This window comes from Enterobacter sp. 198 (assembly GCF_009025585.1).
GTDB classification, from domain to species: domain Bacteria; phylum Pseudomonadota; class Gammaproteobacteria; order Enterobacterales; family Enterobacteriaceae; genus Enterobacter; species Enterobacter ludwigii.
This window is the reverse complement of record NZ_WCIM01000012.1, coordinates 11,989-28,907: the sequence shown is the minus strand read 5'-3', so window position 1 is coordinate 28,907 and position 16,919 is coordinate 11,989. Positions and strand designations below refer to the sequence as shown.

The following is a 16,919-nucleotide window of genomic DNA, read 5'->3' as shown; positions in this document are numbered from 1 at the left end:
CACTACAAAGGCAGGTTCTTTAAGGTAAGGAGGTGATCCAACCGCAGGTTCCCCTACGGTTACCTTGTTACGACTTCACCCCAGTCATGAATCACAAAGTGGTAAGCGCCCTCCCGAAGGTTAAGCTACCTACTTCTTTTGCAACCCACTCCCATGGTGTGACGGGCGGTGTGTACAAGGCCCGGGAACGTATTCACCGTAGCATTCTGATCTACGATTACTAGCGATTCCGACTTCATGGAGTCGAGTTGCAGACTCCAATCCGGACTACGACGCACTTTATGAGGTCCGCTTGCTCTCGCGAGTTCGCTTCTCTTTGTATGCGCCATTGTAGCACGTGTGTAGCCCTACTCGTAAGGGCCATGATGACTTGACGTCATCCCCACCTTCCTCCAGTTTATCACTGGCAGTCTCCTTTGAGTTCCCGGCCGGACCGCTGGCAACAAAGGATAAGGGTTGCGCTCGTTGCGGGACTTAACCCAACATTTCACAACACGAGCTGACGACAGCCATGCAGCACCTGTCTCAGAGTTCCCGAAGGCACCAAAGCATCTCTGCTAAGTTCTCTGGATGTCAAGAGTAGGTAAGGTTCTTCGCGTTGCATCGAATTAAACCACATGCTCCACCGCTTGTGCGGGCCCCCGTCAATTCATTTGAGTTTTAACCTTGCGGCCGTACTCCCCAGGCGGTCGACTTAACGCGTTAGCTCCGGAAGCCACGCCTCAAGGGCACAACCTCCAAGTCGACATCGTTTACGGCGTGGACTACCAGGGTATCTAATCCTGTTTGCTCCCCACGCTTTCGCACCTGAGCGTCAGTCTTTGTCCAGGGGGCCGCCTTCGCCACCGGTATTCCTCCAGATCTCTACGCATTTCACCGCTACACCTGGAATTCTACCCCCCTCTACAAGACTCTAGCCTGCCAGTTTCGAATGCAGTTCCCAGGTTGAGCCCGGGGATTTCACATCCGACTTGACAGACCGCCTGCGTGCGCTTTACGCCCAGTAATTCCGATTAACGCTTGCACCCTCCGTATTACCGCGGCTGCTGGCACGGAGTTAGCCGGTGCTTCTTCTGCGGGTAACGTCAATTGCTGTGGTTATTAACCACAACACCTTCCTCCCCGCTGAAAGTACTTTACAACCCGAAGGCCTTCTTCATACACGCGGCATGGCTGCATCAGGCTTGCGCCCATTGTGCAATATTCCCCACTGCTGCCTCCCGTAGGAGTCTGGACCGTGTCTCAGTTCCAGTGTGGCTGGTCATCCTCTCAGACCAGCTAGGGATCGTCGCCTAGGTGAGCCGTTACCCCACCTACTAGCTAATCCCATCTGGGCACATCTGATGGCAAGAGGCCCGAAGGTCCCCCTCTTTGGTCTTGCGACGTTATGCGGTATTAGCTACCGTTTCCAGTAGTTATCCCCCTCCATCAGGCAGTTTCCCAGACATTACTCACCCGTCCGCCACTCGTCACCCGAGAGCAAGCTCTCTGTGCTACCGTTCGACTTGCATGTGTTAGGCCTGCCGCCAGCGTTCAATCTGAGCCATGATCAAACTCTTCAATTTAAGTTTGATGCTCGTGAATTAAACTTCGTAATGAATTACGTATGTTCACTCAGAGACTTGGTATTCATTTTTCGTCCGAGGACGTTAAGAATCCATGTCACTTTGAGTGCCCACACAGATTGTCTGATAAATTGTTAAAGAGCAGTTGCGACGCGGCTTACAGCTCACCGTCGCGAGGTGGCGTATATTACGCTTTCCTCTTTCAGAGTCAACCCTGAAGTTCAGGATTTTTTCTCTTCAACCGACCGGGTTATCTGTGAAGTGATTCACATCCGCCGTGTCGATGGAGGCGCATTATAGGGATCCCAATTTTTAGCACAAGTACTTTTTGGATCTTTTTTTCCAACTGTCGATTTTCCGCGCTTTTCGCTGAAATCCCACCCAATATGCTTAAATATTGACGCTTTTTGCCTTGCCTCGATCCCTTAATATGATCAAGTCTTCTATATAGTGCTCATCGTTCGAGGTAGATATGTCCGCAGTATTACGTCCTTATAAAGATCTTCTCCCCCAAAAAGGCGATCGCGTGATGATCGATGCCAGCAGCGTGGTCATCGGCGATGTTCGAATGGCCGATGACGTCAGTATCTGGCCGCTCGTCGCCATCCGGGGGGATGTAAACCATGTGGCCATTGGTGCACGCACCAATATTCAGGACGGTAGCGTTCTGCACGTAACCCACAAATCCTCCTATAACCCCCAGGGCTATCCACTCATCATTGGAGAAGATGTCACCGTCGGCCATAAAGTGATGCTTCACGGCTGCACTATTGGTAATCGGGTTCTTGTTGGCATGGGGTCGATTTTGCTGGATGGCGTCATTGTAGAAGATGACGTGATGATTGGCGCAGGCAGCCTTGTTCCCCAGAACAAAAGACTGGAGAGCGGCTATCTCTATTTGGGAAGCCCGGTAAAACAGATCCGCCCCCTGAAGGAGGCAGAGATCGAAGGATTAAAATACTCGGCGAATAACTACGTTAAATGGAAGAATGACTATCTGAGTCAGGATACCCAGACCCAGCCCTGATCGTCTTCCTGCTGATCGCGGATTAAATCGCTGGCTTCCTCTTCAAGATCCCAGCGATTTTCACAAAACACCTCTAACGGGTCTGAACCACCAAAGCGGCGCAACAGCGTTTCCCCACGAATGGCACAGGTAAGTTGCATTCCATGCACCAGCACCGGGAAACAGACCGCCTGTTTACTCTCGTCCCAGCTTTCCCTGTCCGGAAAATGAATTGCCTGATTCACGCCGTGAGCTCCCTTTTCAGCTTTTCAATGACCGGTTCGACCAAAGGCAATACACCGTGCCAGAGCAGCACCGCGTGTGCCGCCTGTCCCACCAGCATTCCCAGCCCATCGGCTACGTGTTTTCCGCCGTGCTGTTCACACCAGTTCAAAAAAGGTGTCTTCCCTTTCTGATAGAACATGTCGTAGAAGTAAATATGGGCACTTACCAGCGAAGCAGGGATCGCCGGCACGTCACCACCGATACCACTGGAGGTGGCGTTGATGATCAGATCAAACTCACGATCGGCAAGTTCATCCAGGGCGACCGCGCTCACGCTGCCGGTATGTGCGAACAACGCAGCCAGCGCTTCTGCCCGCGAGAAGGTCCTGTTTGTAATGGTCACCGCGCAATCCAGTGATAGCAGAGGCAGCAATACTCCCCGCGACGCTCCACCCGCACCAATCAGCAGAACCCTGAAACCAGGCTTAATAAACGAGAGCCTTTCCAGATCGCTCAGTAACCCAATTCCGTCAGTGTTGTCTCCCAGCAGGCGTCCATCCTCAAGCCGTTTTAGGGTATTCACTGCACCCGCAAGGGAAGCACGCTCGGTGAGTTCATCCGCACGTTCGAAGGCTTCCTCTTTAAACGGTACCGTTACATTCGCACCTTTGCCACCCGCGTTGAAGAAACCCTCCAGCGCAGGAATAAATGCATCAACGGGCGCCAGCACGCGGCCATAGGGATGATTTATTTGCAGTTGCTCGGCAAACAGTTGATGGATTAACGGTGACTTGCTGTGCGCTATCGGATTACCAAAAACAGCATAGGTTTCCATTGGATTACCCCTGGCGAAAACGTTCGCCGGTCAAGGCGTCGCGGATTTCAGACGGATTGAGGCGCCCTCCCGTCTCACCGACGGCAACCGGGAAATCATTCCCAAACTGCGCCCGTACTTCATCGGTTGTACGGCAAGGTGGCTGCCCGGTCAGATTCGCGCTGGTTGAGACCAGTGGTTTTCCAAAGGCCAGGCAAAGTTCGACCACCAGCGGATGGTCCGTCACGCGCACGGCGAGGGAATCAAAGCGCCCGGTCAACCAGCGCGGCGTTGTCGGCTTCGCCGGGAAAACAAAGGTCACGGGGCCGGGCCATGCTGAGAAAATAGTCTCCCGCTGCTCCGGCGTTAGCATGGAATCATCGATATAAGGCTTAAGCTGCTCATAGTTAGCAGCGATTAAAATAAGCCCTTTTTCGACTGGCCTCTGTTTAAGTGTGAGCAGTCGGCCAACGGCCGTTTCGCTGTCAGGATCGCAACCGACCCCAAAAACAGCTTCAGTTGGATAGGCGATGACTTCTTCATTTTTCAGGACATCCACCGCATGAGCAATGGAGCCTGATGGCAGGTTATTCTTCACTGTTTTGATCCGCCGGAACCGGCTTTCCACATTGTTTACTGGCGCAGAAGCGTTTCAAACCTTGCGCCGTTTTTTTCTCTATCAGTAGCGGATAATTGCAATGAGAGCAGACACCCGCTACCGGTTTGAAATTGATAACAAACTGACATTCAGGATAGCGATCGCAGGAATGAAAGGTCTTACCAAAACGAGAACGGCGCTGCACGAGCTGTCCACGCTGGCATTGAGGACAGGCAATAGCCGTTTCATCAGGTTTATCAATTTGTTCTGTATGTTCACATTCAGGATAGAGGCTACAGCCAATAAACATGCCGAAACGACCCTGACGTAGCGCTAACTCGCCGCCGCAAAGAGGGCAAAGCTGTCCCTCCAGAATTTTGACGATATGTCCATCCGCCTGGCTTTTCAGGGGACGGACATAGTCACATTCCGGATAGTGGGAACAACCGAGAAACGGGCCGTGTTTCCCGGACCGAATAACAAGTTCAGCCCCGCACTGCGGGCAGGGCTCATTTTTATGCACCGTGAATAGTGCTGATTTGGCCATAACAACTCTTGGTGCTGCACATTGAATTAATGCAGCATACCTTCATTCACTTCAAAGAGTAATTCTTCCATTTGCTGATAGGCATTTTCACAGCCTGGAATATTAAACAGAACCATCAGGATGACCCACTTGAGATCTTCCAGTTCGAAGTCTGCCGTATCCAGCGCCATAACGCGCTCTATCACCATCTCTCTCGTTTCGAGGTTTAGCACCTGAATCTGCTCAAGGAATAAAATGAATCCCCGGCAGCTCGCGTCCAGTCTTTCACACTCTTCAGCTGTGTAGATGCGCACAGACAATGGGTCAGAAGCTAACTGCATCGGTTCGGCGAGGCCTTCCTGATAATCAGCCAGTTTTTCCAGCCACATCAACGCATTATAGATATCTTCCCGCTCAAACCCCGCATCGGTAAGATCCTGTGTCAATTTGTCCTGATCCACTCGCATTTCTGCTTCGTTATGGATGTAAGTCTCAAACAAATACATCAGTACGTCGAACATGGCTTGCCCTCCTTAATCGGACATAGCCGCCGGGTACAGCTGCGATCCATCCTGCTAACTCCAGTTCGAGTAGCTGTGCTACCGTAACTGGCACAGGTTGGCCGGCACGTTCAGCGACAACGTCAACAGGTGTTACCTCATCTCCTACGTTAGCCAGGAGCTTGGGAAATGGCAATGCCACCTTTCCCTGATCTGATGAATAATGTCGCTTTTCGGGATCTTCCTGCAGCCATTGCAATCCATATTGCAAATTTTCAAGAATGTCCCTGACTTCCGTTACCGGTGTTGCACCCTGCTTTATCAGCCAGTGCGGCCCTTCGCATCCCGGGTTACCAATTGGGCCGGGTAAGGCAAACACGTCTCGCCCCTGCTCAAGCGCGCACCGTGCGGTCACAAGCGAACCGCTGCGTACCGCTGCTTCAACCACGAACACCCCCTGACTTAGCCCGCTGATAATTCGATTACGCCGGGGAAAGTGTCCCGGCCGGGGCTGCGCTGATAGCGGAAACTCAGACACTATCGCGCCACCAGAATCGATAAGCCGTGCAGCCAGCGCCTGATGCCGACGAGGATAAATACTAAAGAGACCGTTACCCAGCACCGCAACGCTACGCCCTTTTGCCGATAGCGCAGCGTTGTGGGCGACACCGTCAATTCCGCAGGCCAGCCCGCTGGTGATCGTTAAACCACTTTGAGAAAGCTGTTCACAGAGAATTTTTCCCCATCGCTCGCCGTACCATGACGGTGCACGGCTGCCAACAACCGCCAGCTGAACTGCATTCAGTACATCAGGGTTGCCTTTAACAAAGACTGCGCCTGGATAATCCGGGATCGTCCGGAGTAAAGGAGGATAAAGAGGCTGCTCCGCCGTGATCAGATGGTTACCCGGCTGTTCGAGCCAGAGCAGGCTACTTTCCAGCTCACTTTCTCTGAGCGCAAAGAACCGTGCAGCCTGTTTGACAGACAGACCGGCGTCTCTGACAACGGGACCGTCAATGGTTGTCTGGTTGTGCAATCGTGCTGCCGCTTCCAGCATCACATCGCCATAAAGAGAACCGGTGTGTATTAACCGTAGCCATAACTCAGTCGACGTCATCCTTTCCCCTGCCATAAGCGGCCTCCGCAATCATTGCGATTGGTCACTGATGCTGTCAATCGATGGGGGTTTTGTCTAGAATAGGAGATAATATTCTTATCAACTCCTGAACACGACTCTGGAAATTTATGGCAGTTTTGCAAGTGTTACATATTCCGGACGAGCGCCTTCGCATCGTCGCTGAACCGGTAAAAGAAGTGAATGCAGAAATTCAGCGTATCGTTGATGATATGTTCGATACCATGTACGCCGAAGAAGGTATTGGTCTTGCGGCCACTCAGGTCGACATTCACAAGCGTATTATCGTGATCGACGTATCTGAAAATCGCGATGGCCGCCTGGTGTTAATCAATCCTGAGCTGCTCGAGAAGAGTGGCGAAACAGGTATTGAGGAAGGTTGTCTGTCTATTCCGGAACAGCGTGCTTTAGTGCCGCGCGCCGAAAAAGTGAAAATTCGCGCCCTGGATCGTGACGGCAATCCGTTCGAACTGGAAGCTGACGACCTGCTGGCGATCTGTATTCAGCATGAGATGGATCATCTGGTCGGTAAACTGTTTATCGATTATCTCTCGCCGCTGAAGCAGCAACGAATTCGTCAGAAAGTAGAGAAACTGGATCGTTTGCGTTCTCGCGCATAACGTCCCCCCGGATACAAGGATCATCGTGTCTAAATCACTACGTATTATCTTCGCGGGAACCCCTGATTTTGCAGCGCGTCATCTTGACGCGCTGTTATCTTCTGGCCACCAGGTTGTTGGCGTGTTTACCCAACCGGATCGCCCGGCTGGCCGTGGTAAAAAACTGATGCCAGGTCCTGTTAAGGTGCTGGCAGAAGAGCATGGGTTACCTGTTTTCCAGCCAGCATCCTTGCGCCCTCAGGAAAACCAGCAGCTTGTCGCTGACCTGAATGCCGATGTAATGGTGGTGGTGGCTTACGGTTTAATTCTGCCAAAAGCTGTGCTTGATATGCCTCGCCTGGGTTGCATTAACGTGCATGGTTCTCTGCTTCCACGCTGGCGCGGGGCAGCACCTATTCAGCGCTCTTTATGGGCGGGTGATGCTGAAACGGGCGTCACAATCATGAAGATGGATGTAGGTTTAGACACCGGTGGCATGCTTTATAAACTGGCCTGCCCCATTACGGCCGATGATACCAGTGCCACCTTGTATGACAAGCTGGCAGAGCTTGGCCCGCAAGGGCTGATTGAAACCCTCCAGCAGATTGCGAATAATACGGCGAAACCTGAAGTTCAGGATGAAGCGCTGGTCACTTACGCTGAAAAACTGAGTAAAGAAGAAGCCCGGATTGACTGGTCTCTGTCAGCGGCTCAACTTGAACGCTGCATTCGCGCCTTTAATCCATGGCCGATGAGCTGGATGGTTATCGACGAGCAGCCAGTGAAAGTCTGGAAAGCCTCCCTTATTGACGGTCACACAACGGCTGAGCCCGGTACGATTATCGACGCCAGCAAGAACGGTATTCAGGTAGCTACCGCACAAGGGATCCTGAATCTGGAATCGCTACAACCTGCGGGTAAGAAGGCGATGAGCGCACAGGATTTGTTAAATTCTCGTCGCGAATGGTTTATCCCGGGCAATCGCCTTGCCTGACCTCATTTAATTTTAGCGCCCGGTGTTTCCGGGCATTTTTATTTTTACGGTTATGAAAAAACAAAATTTACGCAGTATGGCGGCTCAGGCCGTTGAGCAGGTTGTCGAGCAGGGCCAGTCATTGAGCAATATCCTGCCAGCTTTGCAGCAAAAAGTGTCCGACAAAGACAAAGCTCTGCTTCAGGAGCTCTGTTTTGGCGTCCTGCGCACGCTTTCTCAGCTCGAGTGGCTGGTTAATAAGCTGATGTCACGTCCAATGACCGGCAAGCAGCGCACCGTGCATTATTTGATTATGGTTGGCTTCTATCAGCTTCTTCACACGCGTATCCCGCCTCATGCCGCACTGGCTGAGACAGTGGAAGGTGCCGTTGTGATTAAACGTCCTATGCTGAAAGGGTTGATTAATGGCGTTCTGCGCCAGTTCCAGCGACAGCAGGAAGAGCTTCTGGCTGAGTTCGGACAAAGTGAAGCACGTTATCTGCATCCTGAGTGGCTCCTGAATCGCCTTAAAAAAGCCTGGCCAGAGCAGTGGCAGGCAATTGCCGACGCGAATAATCAGCGTCCGCCGATGTGGTTACGCGTCAACCGTAATCACCATACGCGCGACGCCTGGCTGGCTTTACTGGAAGAGGCTGGAATGAGCGGCTTCACACATGAAGCATATCCTGACGCTGTGCGTTTAGCTTCCCCTGCTCCGGTACATGCTTTACCCGGTTTTGATGAAGGATGGGTGACCGTGCAAGATGCTTCCGCGCAGGGCTGCATGGCCTGGCTGGAACCTAAAAACGGCGAGCACATCCTCGATCTCTGCGCCGCGCCAGGCGGTAAGACGACGCATATTCTGGAAGTGGCCCCTCAGGCAAACGTCATGGCCGTGGATATCGATGAGCAGCGTCTTTCACGCGTCTATGACAACCTTAAGCGCCTGGGAATGAAAGCGCAGGTTAAGCAAGGCGATGGCCGCAAACCCGCAGAATGGTGTGGTGAAACGCAATTCGATCGCATCTTGCTGGATGCGCCATGCTCGGCAACCGGCGTTATTCGTCGCCACCCGGATATTAAGTGGTTACGTCGCGATCGCGATATCAAGGAACTGACTCAACTGCAATCCGACATTCTTGATGCCATTTGGCCACACCTGAAGCCAGGAGGCACACTGGTCTATGCGACCTGTTCGGTCCTTCCGGAAGAAAACAGCCAGCAGATTGCAGCCTTCCTTAAACGTACCCCGGATGCAGTGCTACACGACACGGGCACGCCTGAACGCCCAGGCCTGCAGAATCTGCCGGCCGCTGAAGAAGGTGATGGCTTCTTTTACGCTAAGCTAATCAAAGAGTGATGTTGAGAACAGGTCACGAGATATGAAGATAATCATTCTGGGTGCCGGACAGGTTGGTGGGACGTTGGCTGAAAACCTTGTTGGCGAAAATAATGACATCACGATTGTCGATACCAATGGCGATCGGCTACGTGTTTTACAGGACAAATTTGACCTTCGCGTCGTGCAAGGTCATGGCTCGCACCCGCGTGTCCTGCGTGAAGCGGGCGCCGACGATGCTGACATGCTGGTTGCGGTGACCAGTTCTGACGAAACCAACATGGTGGCATGTCAGGTGGCCTATTCGCTGTTCAACACGCCGAACCGGATCGCGCGCATCCGCTCCCCGGACTATGTCCGGGATGCAGAGAAGCTGTTTAATTCCGAAGCGGTCCCTATCGACCATCTCATCGCCCCAGAACAGCTGGTTATCGACAATATCTACCGCCTGATCGAATATCCTGGTGCGCTGCAGGTGGTGAACTTCGCCGAAGGTAAAGTGAGCCTGGCGGTCGTTAAGGCCTATTACGGCGGCCCATTGATCGGTAATGCGCTCTCCACCATGCGTGAGCATATGCCGCATATTGATACCCGCGTTGCAGCCATTTTCCGCCATGACAGGCCAATTCGCCCACAGGGTTCAACCATAGTCGAGGCAGGTGATGAAGTCTTCTTCATCGCGGCATCTCAGCATATTCGCGCGGTAATGAGCGAACTGCAGCGTCTCGAAAAACCGTATAAACGCATTATGCTCGTTGGCGGTGGTAATATCGGCGCGGGACTGGCGCACCGGCTGGAAAAAGACTACAGCGTGAAGCTGATCGAGCGCGATCAACAGCGCGCGGCTGAGCTGGCTGAAAAGCTGCAAAACACCATCGTGTTTTATGGCGATGCCTCAGATCAAGAGCTGCTGGCAGAAGAGCATATTGATCAAGTTGATCTGTTTATTGCCGTCACTAACGACGACGAGGCGAACATTATGTCCGCCATGCTCGCCAAGCGTATGGGGGCAAAAAAGGTCATGGTGCTTATTCAACGCCGCGCCTACGTTGACCTCGTGCAGGGAAGCGTTATTGATATCGCGATATCACCACAGCAAGCAACCATTTCTGCACTGCTGAGCCATGTTCGTAAGGCGGATATTGTTGGCGTATCCTCCCTTCGCCGCGGTGTGGCTGAAGCCATTGAGGCCGTTGCTCATGGTGATGAAACCACATCACGCGTTGTGGGCCGCGCTATCGATGAAATTAAACTGCCACCGGGAACAATTATTGGTGCCGTGGTGCGTGGAAACGACGTGATGATTGCGAATGATAATTTACGTATCGAGCAAGGCGACCACGTCATTATGTTCCTTACCGATAAAAAGTTTATTACCGACGTCGAACGTTTATTCCAGCCAAGTCCATTCTTCCTGTAATCAATCAGGTGCTTATAAAAGAGCACCTGATTATTAACCCTCTTATTCCCATGCCTTTTATTTTTCATAACGATTAATTATCCCCAATGGAAATTAACTAATCATTTGTTAAACTTATAATCGTCAGTTGGCTCAAGGAGAAGAAAATGAGTTTAGTTAAAGAATTTCGCGAATTTGCGATGCGCGGGAATGTGGTGGATCTGGCAGTGGGTGTCATTATCGGTGCAGCGTTCGGTAAGATCGTTTCATCACTGGTAGCCGACATTATTATGCCTCCCCTCGGGCTGTTAATCGGGGGCATTGATTTTAAACAGTTTGCCGTGACGCTTCGGGATGCACAGGGGGATGTCCCTGCCGTTGTTATGCATTATGGCGTTTTCATTCAGAACATATTTGATTTCGTGATCGTGGCGTTCGCCATTTTTATGGCTATCAAGCTTATCAATAAGCTTAACCGTAAAAAGGCTGAAGAGCCGGCTGCGCCGCCTGCCCCGACAAAAGAAGAAGTGTTATTGACTGAAATTCGCGATCTGTTGAAAGAGCAAAATAACCGCTCTTAATCAGGCGTTGAAAAAAGGAAGGCCAGTGGTAAAAAAGCGATTCGCTTGCTTGCCACTGGCCTCCCAGTTACCCCGTTTTGCATGTTTCCCTTTTCGTAAATAACTCCCTTTTCCTTTTTTATTCTTCTCAATACGCTGCCTGAAAAGCGGGTCGTGGAGCAGTGCCTCAATGGCATTGTCCTGAATTTGCCCTTTCGTATGCTGATAGCGGCTCATAATTTCTCCTGAGCATGGTGTATGTCGACGGGAGTCTAGTCCCGGATGAAGTAAAAATCAACAGCCCTGGGTTCCACTGGCCCCCTGTTCAAGGGCTTCAAGAATTGAACAATAAATACTGCTATGAGCTGTACCGCAGCAGGCGTCATTCAACCGTTGCAGAGAACGCTGCATGGTCTGCAGTTCCTGTATACGCGCTTCAACTTCATCAAGCCTTGCCTGTACGATGCTCTTCGACTCCAGGCAAGTATGGTGTTCAGGATCGATGCGGATCGAAAGTAACTCGCGGATCGAGTCCAGCGTGAAACCGAGCTGGCGAGCGTAGCGGATAAACCGTAAGCGCTGCAGGTCATGATCGGTATAGAGTCGAAATCCACCTTCAGTACGAACCTCGTGATCAATCATCTGCTGCTTTTCGTAATAGCGGATAGTGTCCGGCGTTACGTTAGCAAGCCTGGCAAGTTCACCGATACGGTACATGGTTATTCCTCATTTATTTTCTGCATTAGCCTGTCACTGTACTCACCGTGCAAAAAGTCTGTGCTCATTCCGGCCTGACGCATTTTGAGTTCGATGAGAGCCAGTCGACGGCTAATTTCACGGTGGCGGGGATCATCCTTGCGAATCCCTTTCAGCAGGTCAGCCAGTTGCATGGCCTCTTTACGCTGCTCCAGTTCCGGTGGTAAACAACCGGCATTTTTGAGTAAGCGATATCCGGCCCGTAATTCAGGGGCAACATGCGAATCATCATCAAGCACTAACGGCTCGCCGCGTCCCGCAAGGTTATCAAATTCGCCTTTTCGCTGAGCATCGCTGATATGGCGTTCTGCCCACTGGTCGAGCAACCACATGAATAACTCCAGAGGATGAACAGAAAAGATACAGATATTGTAGAGAAGTGGGGATTCAGCGGATATAAAAAAACCCGCCGAGGCGGGTTTTTTTACGTTACTACAGATTACTCTGCAGCAGCTTCTGCTTTAGATTCTGAACGATCAACCAGCTCGATGTAAGCCATCGGAGCGTTGTCGCCTGCACGGAAGCCACACTTCAGAATACGAGTGTAACCACCGGCACGGCTCGCGAAACGCGGACCCAGTTCGTTAAACAGTTTTGCCACGATCTCGTTATCACGAGTACGGGCGAATGCCAGACGACGATTTGCAACGCTGTCAGTCTTGGCAAGAGTAATCAGCGGCTCAACTACGCGACGCAGCTCTTTCGCTTTAGGCAGGGTCGTCTTGATGATTTCATGACGAACCAGTGAACCTGCCATGTTGCGGAACATAGCCTGGCGATGGCTGCTGTTGCGGTTCAGTTGACGACCACTCTTACGATGGCGCATGACCTTATCCTTCTCAGTAAAACCTTAACCTGTGATCCGGTTACTCGTCAGCAATGCTTGCTGGTGGCCAGTTTTCCAGGCGCATGCCCAGAGACAGACCACGTGAAGCCAGCACGTCTTTAATCTCGGTAAGAGATTTTTTACCCAGGTTCGGCGTTTTCAGCAACTCAACCTCGGTACGCTGTACCAGATCACCGATATAGTGGATAGCTTCTGCCTTGAGGCAGTTAGCAGAGCGGACAGTCAATTCGAGATCGTCAACAGGGCGCAGCAGGATCGGATCGAATTCTGGTTTCTCTTCTTTCACTTCCGGCTGACGAACATCACGTAAGTCAACGAAAGCTTCCAGTTGTTCTGCCAGGATGGTTGCCGCACGACGAATCGCCTCTTCAGGATCGATTGTGCCGTTGGTTTCCATTTCGATGACCAGCTTGTCCAGGTCGGTACGCTGTTCTACACGCGCTGCTTCAACATTGTAGGCAATACGCTCTACAGGGCTGTAGCATGCGTCGACCAGCAGACGGCCGATTGGGCGCTCATCTTCTTCCGAATGAATTCGGGCAGAAGCCGGCACATAACCACGACCGCGCTGAACTTTGATACGCATGCTAATCGCTGCGTTCTCATCGGTCAGGTGGCAGATCACGTGCTGCGGCTTGACGATTTCAACATCACCGTCGTGGGTGATGTCGGCTGCAGTCACAGGGCCAATGCCAGATTTATTCAGAGTAAGAATAACTTCATCTTTACCCTGAACTCTCACCGCCAGCCCTTTCAGGTTGAGCAGGATTTCAAGGATATCTTCCTGAACGCCTTCTTTGGTGCTGTACTCATGAAGTACACCATCAATCTCAACCTCGGTCACCGCGCAACCCGGCATCGATGAGAGCAGAATACGGCGCAGTGCGTTACCCAGAGTATGGCCAAAGCCACGCTCTAAAGGCTCAAGGGTCACCTTGGCGTGCGTCGAACTCACTTGCTCGATATCTACCAGGCGCGGTTTTAGAAACTCTGTCACAGAACCCTGCATTGTGTCCTCTCTTTGGTACTAAGCTTTACTTGGAGTAAAGCTCGACGATCAGGTGTTCGTTAATGTCCGCAGACAGATCAGAACGTTCTGGCTGACGCTTGAACGTACCTTCCATCTTGCCAGCATCAACTTCCAGCCAGGTTGGCTTTTCACGCTGCTCAGCCAGCTCCAGAGCGGCTTTCACGCGAGATTGCTTTTTCGCTTTCTCACGAATGCTAACAACGTCATTCGCTTTAACCTGATAAGAAGCGATGTTAACAACACGACCGTTTACCATGATTGCTTTATGGCTAACCAACTGGCGTGATTCAGCACGAGTCGCGCCGAAGCCCATACGGTAAACAACGTTGTCCAGACGACCTTCCAGCAGAGCCAGCAGGTTTTCACCTGTGTTGCCTTTCAGACGTGCTGCTTCTTTATAGTAGTTACGGAACTGACGCTCCAGCACACCGTACATACGGCGAACTTTTTGCTTTTCACGCAACTGCACACCATAGTCAGACAGACGCGGTTTACGCGCACCGTGCTGGCCAGGAGCTTGTTCAATTTTACACTTGGTATCGATCGCGCGAACGCCAGACTTAAGGAATAAGTCGGTGCCCTCACGACGGCTCAGCTTGAGCTTAGGACCCAAATATCTTGCCATTTTCTATCTCCAACTAACCTAAAAAACGAGCGTTATACGCGACGTTTTTTCGGCGGACGACAACCGTTATGAGGGATCGGAGTCACATCAGTAATATTCGTGATGCGGAAACCAGCGGCGTTCAGAGCGCGAACAGTAGATTCACGACCCGGACCCGGACCTTTAACCATAACTTCCAGATTCTTGATGCCGTATTCTTTTACGGCTTCTGCGCAACGCTCTGCTGCAACCTGAGCTGCAAACGGAGTGGATTTGCGAGAACCACGGAAACCGGAACCACCGGCTGTTGCCCAACCCAAAGCGTTACCCTGACGATCAGTAATAGTAACGATGGTGTTGTTGAAAGAAGCATGGATATGAGCCACGCCGTCAGAGACTTGTTTTCTTACACGTTTACGTGCACGAACTGGTGCCTTTGCCATTATTCAATCACCCCGATTATTTCTTGATCGGTTTGCGCGGACCCTTACGGGTACGTGCGTTGGTCTTAGTACGCTGACCGCGCACTGGCAGACCACGACGATGACGCAAACCGCGATAGCAACCAAGATCCATCAGGCGCTTGATGCTCATGCTGATTTCACGGCGCAGATCACCTTCAACGACAAATTTGGCAACTTCGTCACGCAGCGTGTCGATTTGTTCTTCAGACAGCTCACTGATCTTAACATCTTCAGCGATACCCGCTGCAGCCAGAATGGCTTTGGAACGGGTCTTGCCGACGCCATAGATCGAAGTTAATGCGATCACAGCATGTTTCTGATCAGGAATGTTAATGCCTGCTATACGGGCCACTATGCACTCCTACTATTTAATATGTACGCACCATGCTGAAAAGCCCGTTTTCAGGATACTCAAATGGAAACGTACAGACATACAAAAGATTGGCTGGCTAATCTAGCCAGCTCAACCCAACTTTGCAAGAAAAATATGCGAAATAATCAGCCTTGGCGCTGTTTATGCTTCGGCTCGGCACTGCAAATCACACGGATGACACCATCACGCTTAACGATTTTGCAGTTACGGCATAATTTCTTGACGGAAGCACGAACTTTCATTTTTACTCTCCGTAACTTCTCAGGCGACCATTTAGCGGCCGTAGCCTTTCAGGTTCGCCTTCTTCAATGCAGACTCATACTGACTGGACATCATCAGAGTTTGCACTTGAGCCATAAAGTCCATAATCACGACAACAACGATAAGCAGTGAGGTCCCACCGAAGTAGAACGGTACCTTCATTGCATCACGCATGAACTCCGGGATCAGGCAGATAAAAGTAATATAAAGCGCACCAACCAAAGTCAGGCGAGTCATTACTTTATCAATATACTTCGCCGTTTGCTCTCCCGGACGAATTCCTGGTACAAATGCACCGGACTTCTTCAGGTTATCTGCTGTTTCACGCGGGTTGAAAACCAACGCCGTGTAGAAGAAACAGAAGAAGATGATCGCAGACGCATAGAGTAACACATAAAGTGGTTGCCCAGGCTGCAAATACAGCGAAATTGTTGTCAGCCAGTTCCAACCAGTACCGCCCCCGAACCATGACGCGATGGTTGCCGGGAACAGAATAATACTGGAAGCGAAGATAGCCGGGATAACCCCCGCCATGTTCACTTTCAGCGGTAAATGTGTGCTCTGTGCAGCATAGACACGACGACCTTGTTGACGCTTAGCGTAGTTCACCACAATGCGGCGTTGACCACGTTCAACGAAGACAACAAAGAACGTCACTGCAAATACTAATACTGCAACCAACAGCAACAGGAGGAAGTGCAGGTCGCCTTGACGCGCTTGCTCGATAGTGTGGGCAATGGCTGGCGGGAGACCCGCAACAATACCAGCGAAGATAATGATTGAGATACCGTTACCGATACCACGCTCAGTAATCTGTTCGCCGAGCCACATCAGGAACATTGTTCCTGTGACCAGACTTACAACAGCGGTGAAATAGAATGCAAAGCCTGGGTTTAATACCAGGCCCTGCATACCAGGCATATTCGGTAGACCGGTAGCAATACCGATCGACTGGAATATTGCCAGCACCAAAGTGCCGTAACGGGTGTACTGGCTTATCTTACGACGTCCAGACTCCCCTTCTTTCTTCAGTTCTGCCAGGGCCGGATGAACGACCGTCAGCAGCTGGATAATAATCGATGCCGAAATATACGGCATGATACCCAGAGCGAAGATAGAAGCACGGCTGAGAGCACCACCAGAGAACATGTTAAACATTTCAATGATGGTGCCTCGCTGTTGCTCAAGCAGTTTGGCAAGTACAGCGGCATCGATACCAGGGATCGGAATAAAAGAGCCAACACGGAACACAATCAGCGCGCCGATAACAAACAGCAGTCTGCGTTTCAGCTCGCCAAATCCACCTTTGGCACTTTGAAAATCTAATCCCGGTTGCTTAGCCATC

General features: G+C 51.4%; 22 protein-coding genes and 1 rRNA gene. 6 read left to right on the top strand and 17 right to left on the bottom strand.

Going from position 1 to position 16,919, the window contains the following annotated elements; translation table 11 throughout:
- Positions 1-25: 25 nt before the first annotated feature.
- Positions 26-1,565, bottom strand: a 16S ribosomal RNA gene (locus F8561_RS05940).
- Positions 1,566-2,037: 472 nt separating this feature from the next.
- Here F8561_RS05940 and F8561_RS05935 point away from each other — a divergent pair.
- Positions 2,038-2,592 (top strand): gamma carbonic anhydrase family protein, encoded by a 555-nt coding sequence (locus F8561_RS05935; protein WP_063934541.1) that lies wholly within the window; start codon positions 2,038-2,040, stop codon positions 2,590-2,592.
- Here F8561_RS05935 and F8561_RS05930 read toward each other — a convergent pair.
- From F8561_RS05930 to dprA, 6 genes are read right to left on the bottom strand one after another with little or no spacing between them, the layout of a single operon-like run.
- Positions 2,568-2,816 (bottom strand): DUF1488 domain-containing protein, encoded by a 249-nt coding sequence (locus F8561_RS05930; protein ID WP_014171883.1) that lies wholly within the window; start codon positions 2,814-2,816, stop codon positions 2,568-2,570. The genes F8561_RS05935 and F8561_RS05930 overlap by 25 nt on opposite strands.
- The gene (aroE, locus tag F8561_RS05925) at positions 2,813-3,631 is read right to left on the bottom strand and encodes a shikimate dehydrogenase (protein WP_025202893.1); all 819 of its coding nucleotides are present in this window, start codon (positions 3,629-3,631) and stop codon (positions 2,813-2,815) included. The genes F8561_RS05930 and aroE overlap by 4 nt, the downstream gene beginning before the upstream one ends.
- A gap of 4 nt (positions 3,632-3,635) precedes the next feature.
- Positions 3,636-4,208, bottom strand: coding sequence for an L-threonylcarbamoyladenylate synthase type 1 TsaC (gene tsaC, locus F8561_RS05920; protein WP_020882978.1), 573 nt, complete (start codon positions 4,206-4,208; stop codon positions 3,636-3,638).
- A complete protein-coding gene (locus F8561_RS05915) occupies positions 4,198-4,755 on the bottom strand; it encodes a type I DNA topoisomerase (protein ID WP_063215008.1) in 558 nt (185 codons plus the stop codon). Before F8561_RS05915 ends, tsaC begins: the two co-directional genes overlap by 11 nt.
- A gap of 26 nt (positions 4,756-4,781) precedes the next feature.
- Entirely contained in the window at positions 4,782-5,255 is a 474-nt protein-coding gene (smg, locus tag F8561_RS05910) for a DUF494 family protein Smg (protein ID WP_014171887.1), read from the bottom strand.
- A complete protein-coding gene (dprA, locus tag F8561_RS05905; RefSeq protein WP_151887235.1) occupies positions 5,227-6,351 on the bottom strand; it encodes a DNA-protecting protein DprA in 1,125 nt (374 codons plus the stop codon). Before dprA ends, smg begins: the two co-directional genes overlap by 29 nt.
- 128 nt (positions 6,352-6,479) lie before the next feature.
- Between dprA and def the strand changes: the two genes are divergently transcribed.
- The 5 genes from def to mscL all read left to right on the top strand — a co-directional run bounded on the left by def (position 6,480) and on the right by mscL (position 11,260).
- Entirely contained in the window at positions 6,480-6,989 is a 510-nt protein-coding gene (def, locus tag F8561_RS05900; protein ID WP_008503479.1) for a peptide deformylase, read from the top strand.
- A gap of 25 nt (positions 6,990-7,014) precedes the next feature.
- Complete coding sequence (gene fmt / locus F8561_RS05895) at positions 7,015-7,962, top strand: methionyl-tRNA formyltransferase (protein ID WP_151887234.1); 948 nt, start codon at positions 7,015-7,017, stop codon at positions 7,960-7,962.
- A gap of 52 nt (positions 7,963-8,014) precedes the next feature.
- Positions 8,015-9,301 carry a 16S rRNA (cytosine(967)-C(5))-methyltransferase RsmB gene (gene rsmB, locus F8561_RS05890; protein ID WP_032680167.1) on the top strand — a complete coding sequence of 429 codons (1,287 nt, stop codon included), beginning with the start codon at positions 8,015-8,017 and terminating at the stop codon, positions 9,299-9,301.
- A 22-nt stretch (positions 9,302-9,323) separates the two neighbouring features.
- Entirely contained in the window at positions 9,324-10,700 is a 1,377-nt protein-coding gene (gene trkA, locus F8561_RS05885) for a Trk system potassium transporter TrkA (protein ID WP_014171891.1), read from the top strand.
- Positions 10,701-10,846: 146 nt separating this feature from the next.
- Positions 10,847-11,260, top strand: coding sequence for a large-conductance mechanosensitive channel protein MscL (gene mscL, locus F8561_RS05880; protein ID WP_014171892.1), 414 nt, complete (start codon positions 10,847-10,849; stop codon positions 11,258-11,260).
- Here mscL and F8561_RS05875 read toward each other — a convergent pair whose 3' ends face one another.
- From F8561_RS05875 to secY, 10 genes are all read right to left on the bottom strand, one after another.
- Positions 11,261-11,476 (bottom strand): alternative ribosome-rescue factor A, encoded by a 216-nt coding sequence (locus F8561_RS05875; RefSeq protein WP_032680166.1) that lies wholly within the window; start codon positions 11,474-11,476, stop codon positions 11,261-11,263. It lies immediately after the preceding gene.
- Between the two features lie 57 nt (positions 11,477-11,533).
- Positions 11,534-11,956, bottom strand: a complete 423-nt coding sequence (zntR, locus tag F8561_RS05870; protein WP_032680165.1) for a Zn(2+)-responsive transcriptional regulator — start codon at positions 11,954-11,956, stop codon at positions 11,534-11,536.
- 2 nt (positions 11,957-11,958) lie between these two features.
- Positions 11,959-12,327, bottom strand: a complete 369-nt coding sequence (locus F8561_RS05865; RefSeq protein ID WP_032680164.1) for a DUF1992 domain-containing protein — start codon at positions 12,325-12,327, stop codon at positions 11,959-11,961.
- Between the two features lie 107 nt (positions 12,328-12,434).
- Positions 12,435-12,821, bottom strand: coding sequence for a 50S ribosomal protein L17 (rplQ, locus tag F8561_RS05860; RefSeq protein WP_001216372.1), 387 nt, complete (start codon positions 12,819-12,821; stop codon positions 12,435-12,437).
- Positions 12,822-12,861: 40 nt separating this feature from the next.
- Positions 12,862-13,851: a DNA-directed RNA polymerase subunit alpha gene (locus F8561_RS05855; RefSeq protein WP_002919219.1), complete on the bottom strand. Its 990-nt coding sequence runs from the start codon at positions 13,849-13,851 to the stop codon at positions 12,862-12,864.
- Between the two features lie 25 nt (positions 13,852-13,876).
- Entirely contained in the window at positions 13,877-14,497 is a 621-nt protein-coding gene (rpsD, locus tag F8561_RS05850) for a 30S ribosomal protein S4 (RefSeq protein WP_004868345.1), read from the bottom strand.
- 32 nt (positions 14,498-14,529) lie between these two features.
- Positions 14,530-14,919, bottom strand: a complete 390-nt coding sequence (gene rpsK / locus F8561_RS05845; RefSeq protein WP_003863312.1) for a 30S ribosomal protein S11 — start codon at positions 14,917-14,919, stop codon at positions 14,530-14,532.
- Between the two features lie 16 nt (positions 14,920-14,935).
- A complete protein-coding gene (gene rpsM / locus F8561_RS05840) occupies positions 14,936-15,292 on the bottom strand; it encodes a 30S ribosomal protein S13 (protein WP_003863308.1) in 357 nt (118 codons plus the stop codon).
- 146 nt (positions 15,293-15,438) lie between these two features.
- Positions 15,439-15,555 carry a 50S ribosomal protein L36 gene (gene rpmJ / locus F8561_RS05835; protein WP_000868187.1) on the bottom strand — a complete coding sequence of 39 codons (117 nt, stop codon included), beginning with the start codon at positions 15,553-15,555 and terminating at the stop codon, positions 15,439-15,441.
- A gap of 31 nt (positions 15,556-15,586) precedes the next feature.
- Positions 15,587-16,918: a preprotein translocase subunit SecY gene (gene secY, locus F8561_RS05830; RefSeq protein WP_014171896.1), complete on the bottom strand. Its 1,332-nt coding sequence runs from the start codon at positions 16,916-16,918 to the stop codon at positions 15,587-15,589.
- Between the last annotated feature and the right edge of the window lies 1 nt (position 16,919).

Coding starts and splice junctions, on each gene's coding strand:
- def (WP_008503479.1), top strand. CDS start 6,480: ATGGCAGTTTTGCAAGTGTTACATATTCCGGACGAGCGCCTTCGCATC.
- F8561_RS05875 (WP_032680166.1), bottom strand. CDS start 11,476: ATGAGCCGCTATCAGCATACGAAAGGGCAAATTCAGGACAATGCCATT.
- rsmB (WP_032680167.1), top strand. CDS start 8,015: ATGAAAAAACAAAATTTACGCAGTATGGCGGCTCAGGCCGTTGAGCAG.
- rpsK (WP_003863312.1), bottom strand. CDS start 14,919: ATGGCAAAGGCACCAGTTCGTGCACGTAAACGTGTAAGAAAACAAGTC.
- secY (WP_014171896.1), bottom strand. CDS start 16,918: ATGGCTAAGCAACCGGGATTAGATTTTCAAAGTGCCAAAGGTGGATTT.
- F8561_RS05855 (WP_002919219.1), bottom strand. CDS start 13,851: ATGCAGGGTTCTGTGACAGAGTTTCTAAAACCGCGCCTGGTAGATATC.
- F8561_RS05915 (WP_063215008.1), bottom strand. CDS start 4,755: ATGGCCAAATCAGCACTATTCACGGTGCATAAAAATGAGCCCTGCCCG.
- rplQ (WP_001216372.1), bottom strand. CDS start 12,821: ATGCGCCATCGTAAGAGTGGTCGTCAACTGAACCGCAACAGCAGCCAT.
- rpsD (WP_004868345.1), bottom strand. CDS start 14,497: ATGGCAAGATATTTGGGTCCTAAGCTCAAGCTGAGCCGTCGTGAGGGC.
- dprA (WP_151887235.1), bottom strand. CDS start 6,351: ATGACGTCGACTGAGTTATGGCTACGGTTAATACACACCGGTTCTCTT.
- F8561_RS05935 (WP_063934541.1), top strand. CDS start 2,038: ATGTCCGCAGTATTACGTCCTTATAAAGATCTTCTCCCCCAAAAAGGC.
- aroE (WP_025202893.1), bottom strand. CDS start 3,631: ATGGAAACCTATGCTGTTTTTGGTAATCCGATAGCGCACAGCAAGTCA.
- smg (WP_014171887.1), bottom strand. CDS start 5,255: ATGTTCGACGTACTGATGTATTTGTTTGAGACTTACATCCATAACGAA.
- zntR (WP_032680165.1), bottom strand. CDS start 11,956: ATGTACCGTATCGGTGAACTTGCCAGGCTTGCTAACGTAACGCCGGAC.
- rpmJ (WP_000868187.1), bottom strand. CDS start 15,555: ATGAAAGTTCGTGCTTCCGTCAAGAAATTATGCCGTAACTGCAAAATC.
- mscL (WP_014171892.1), top strand. CDS start 10,847: ATGAGTTTAGTTAAAGAATTTCGCGAATTTGCGATGCGCGGGAATGTG.
- trkA (WP_014171891.1), top strand. CDS start 9,324: ATGAAGATAATCATTCTGGGTGCCGGACAGGTTGGTGGGACGTTGGCT.
- F8561_RS05865 (WP_032680164.1), bottom strand. CDS start 12,327: ATGTGGTTGCTCGACCAGTGGGCAGAACGCCATATCAGCGATGCTCAG.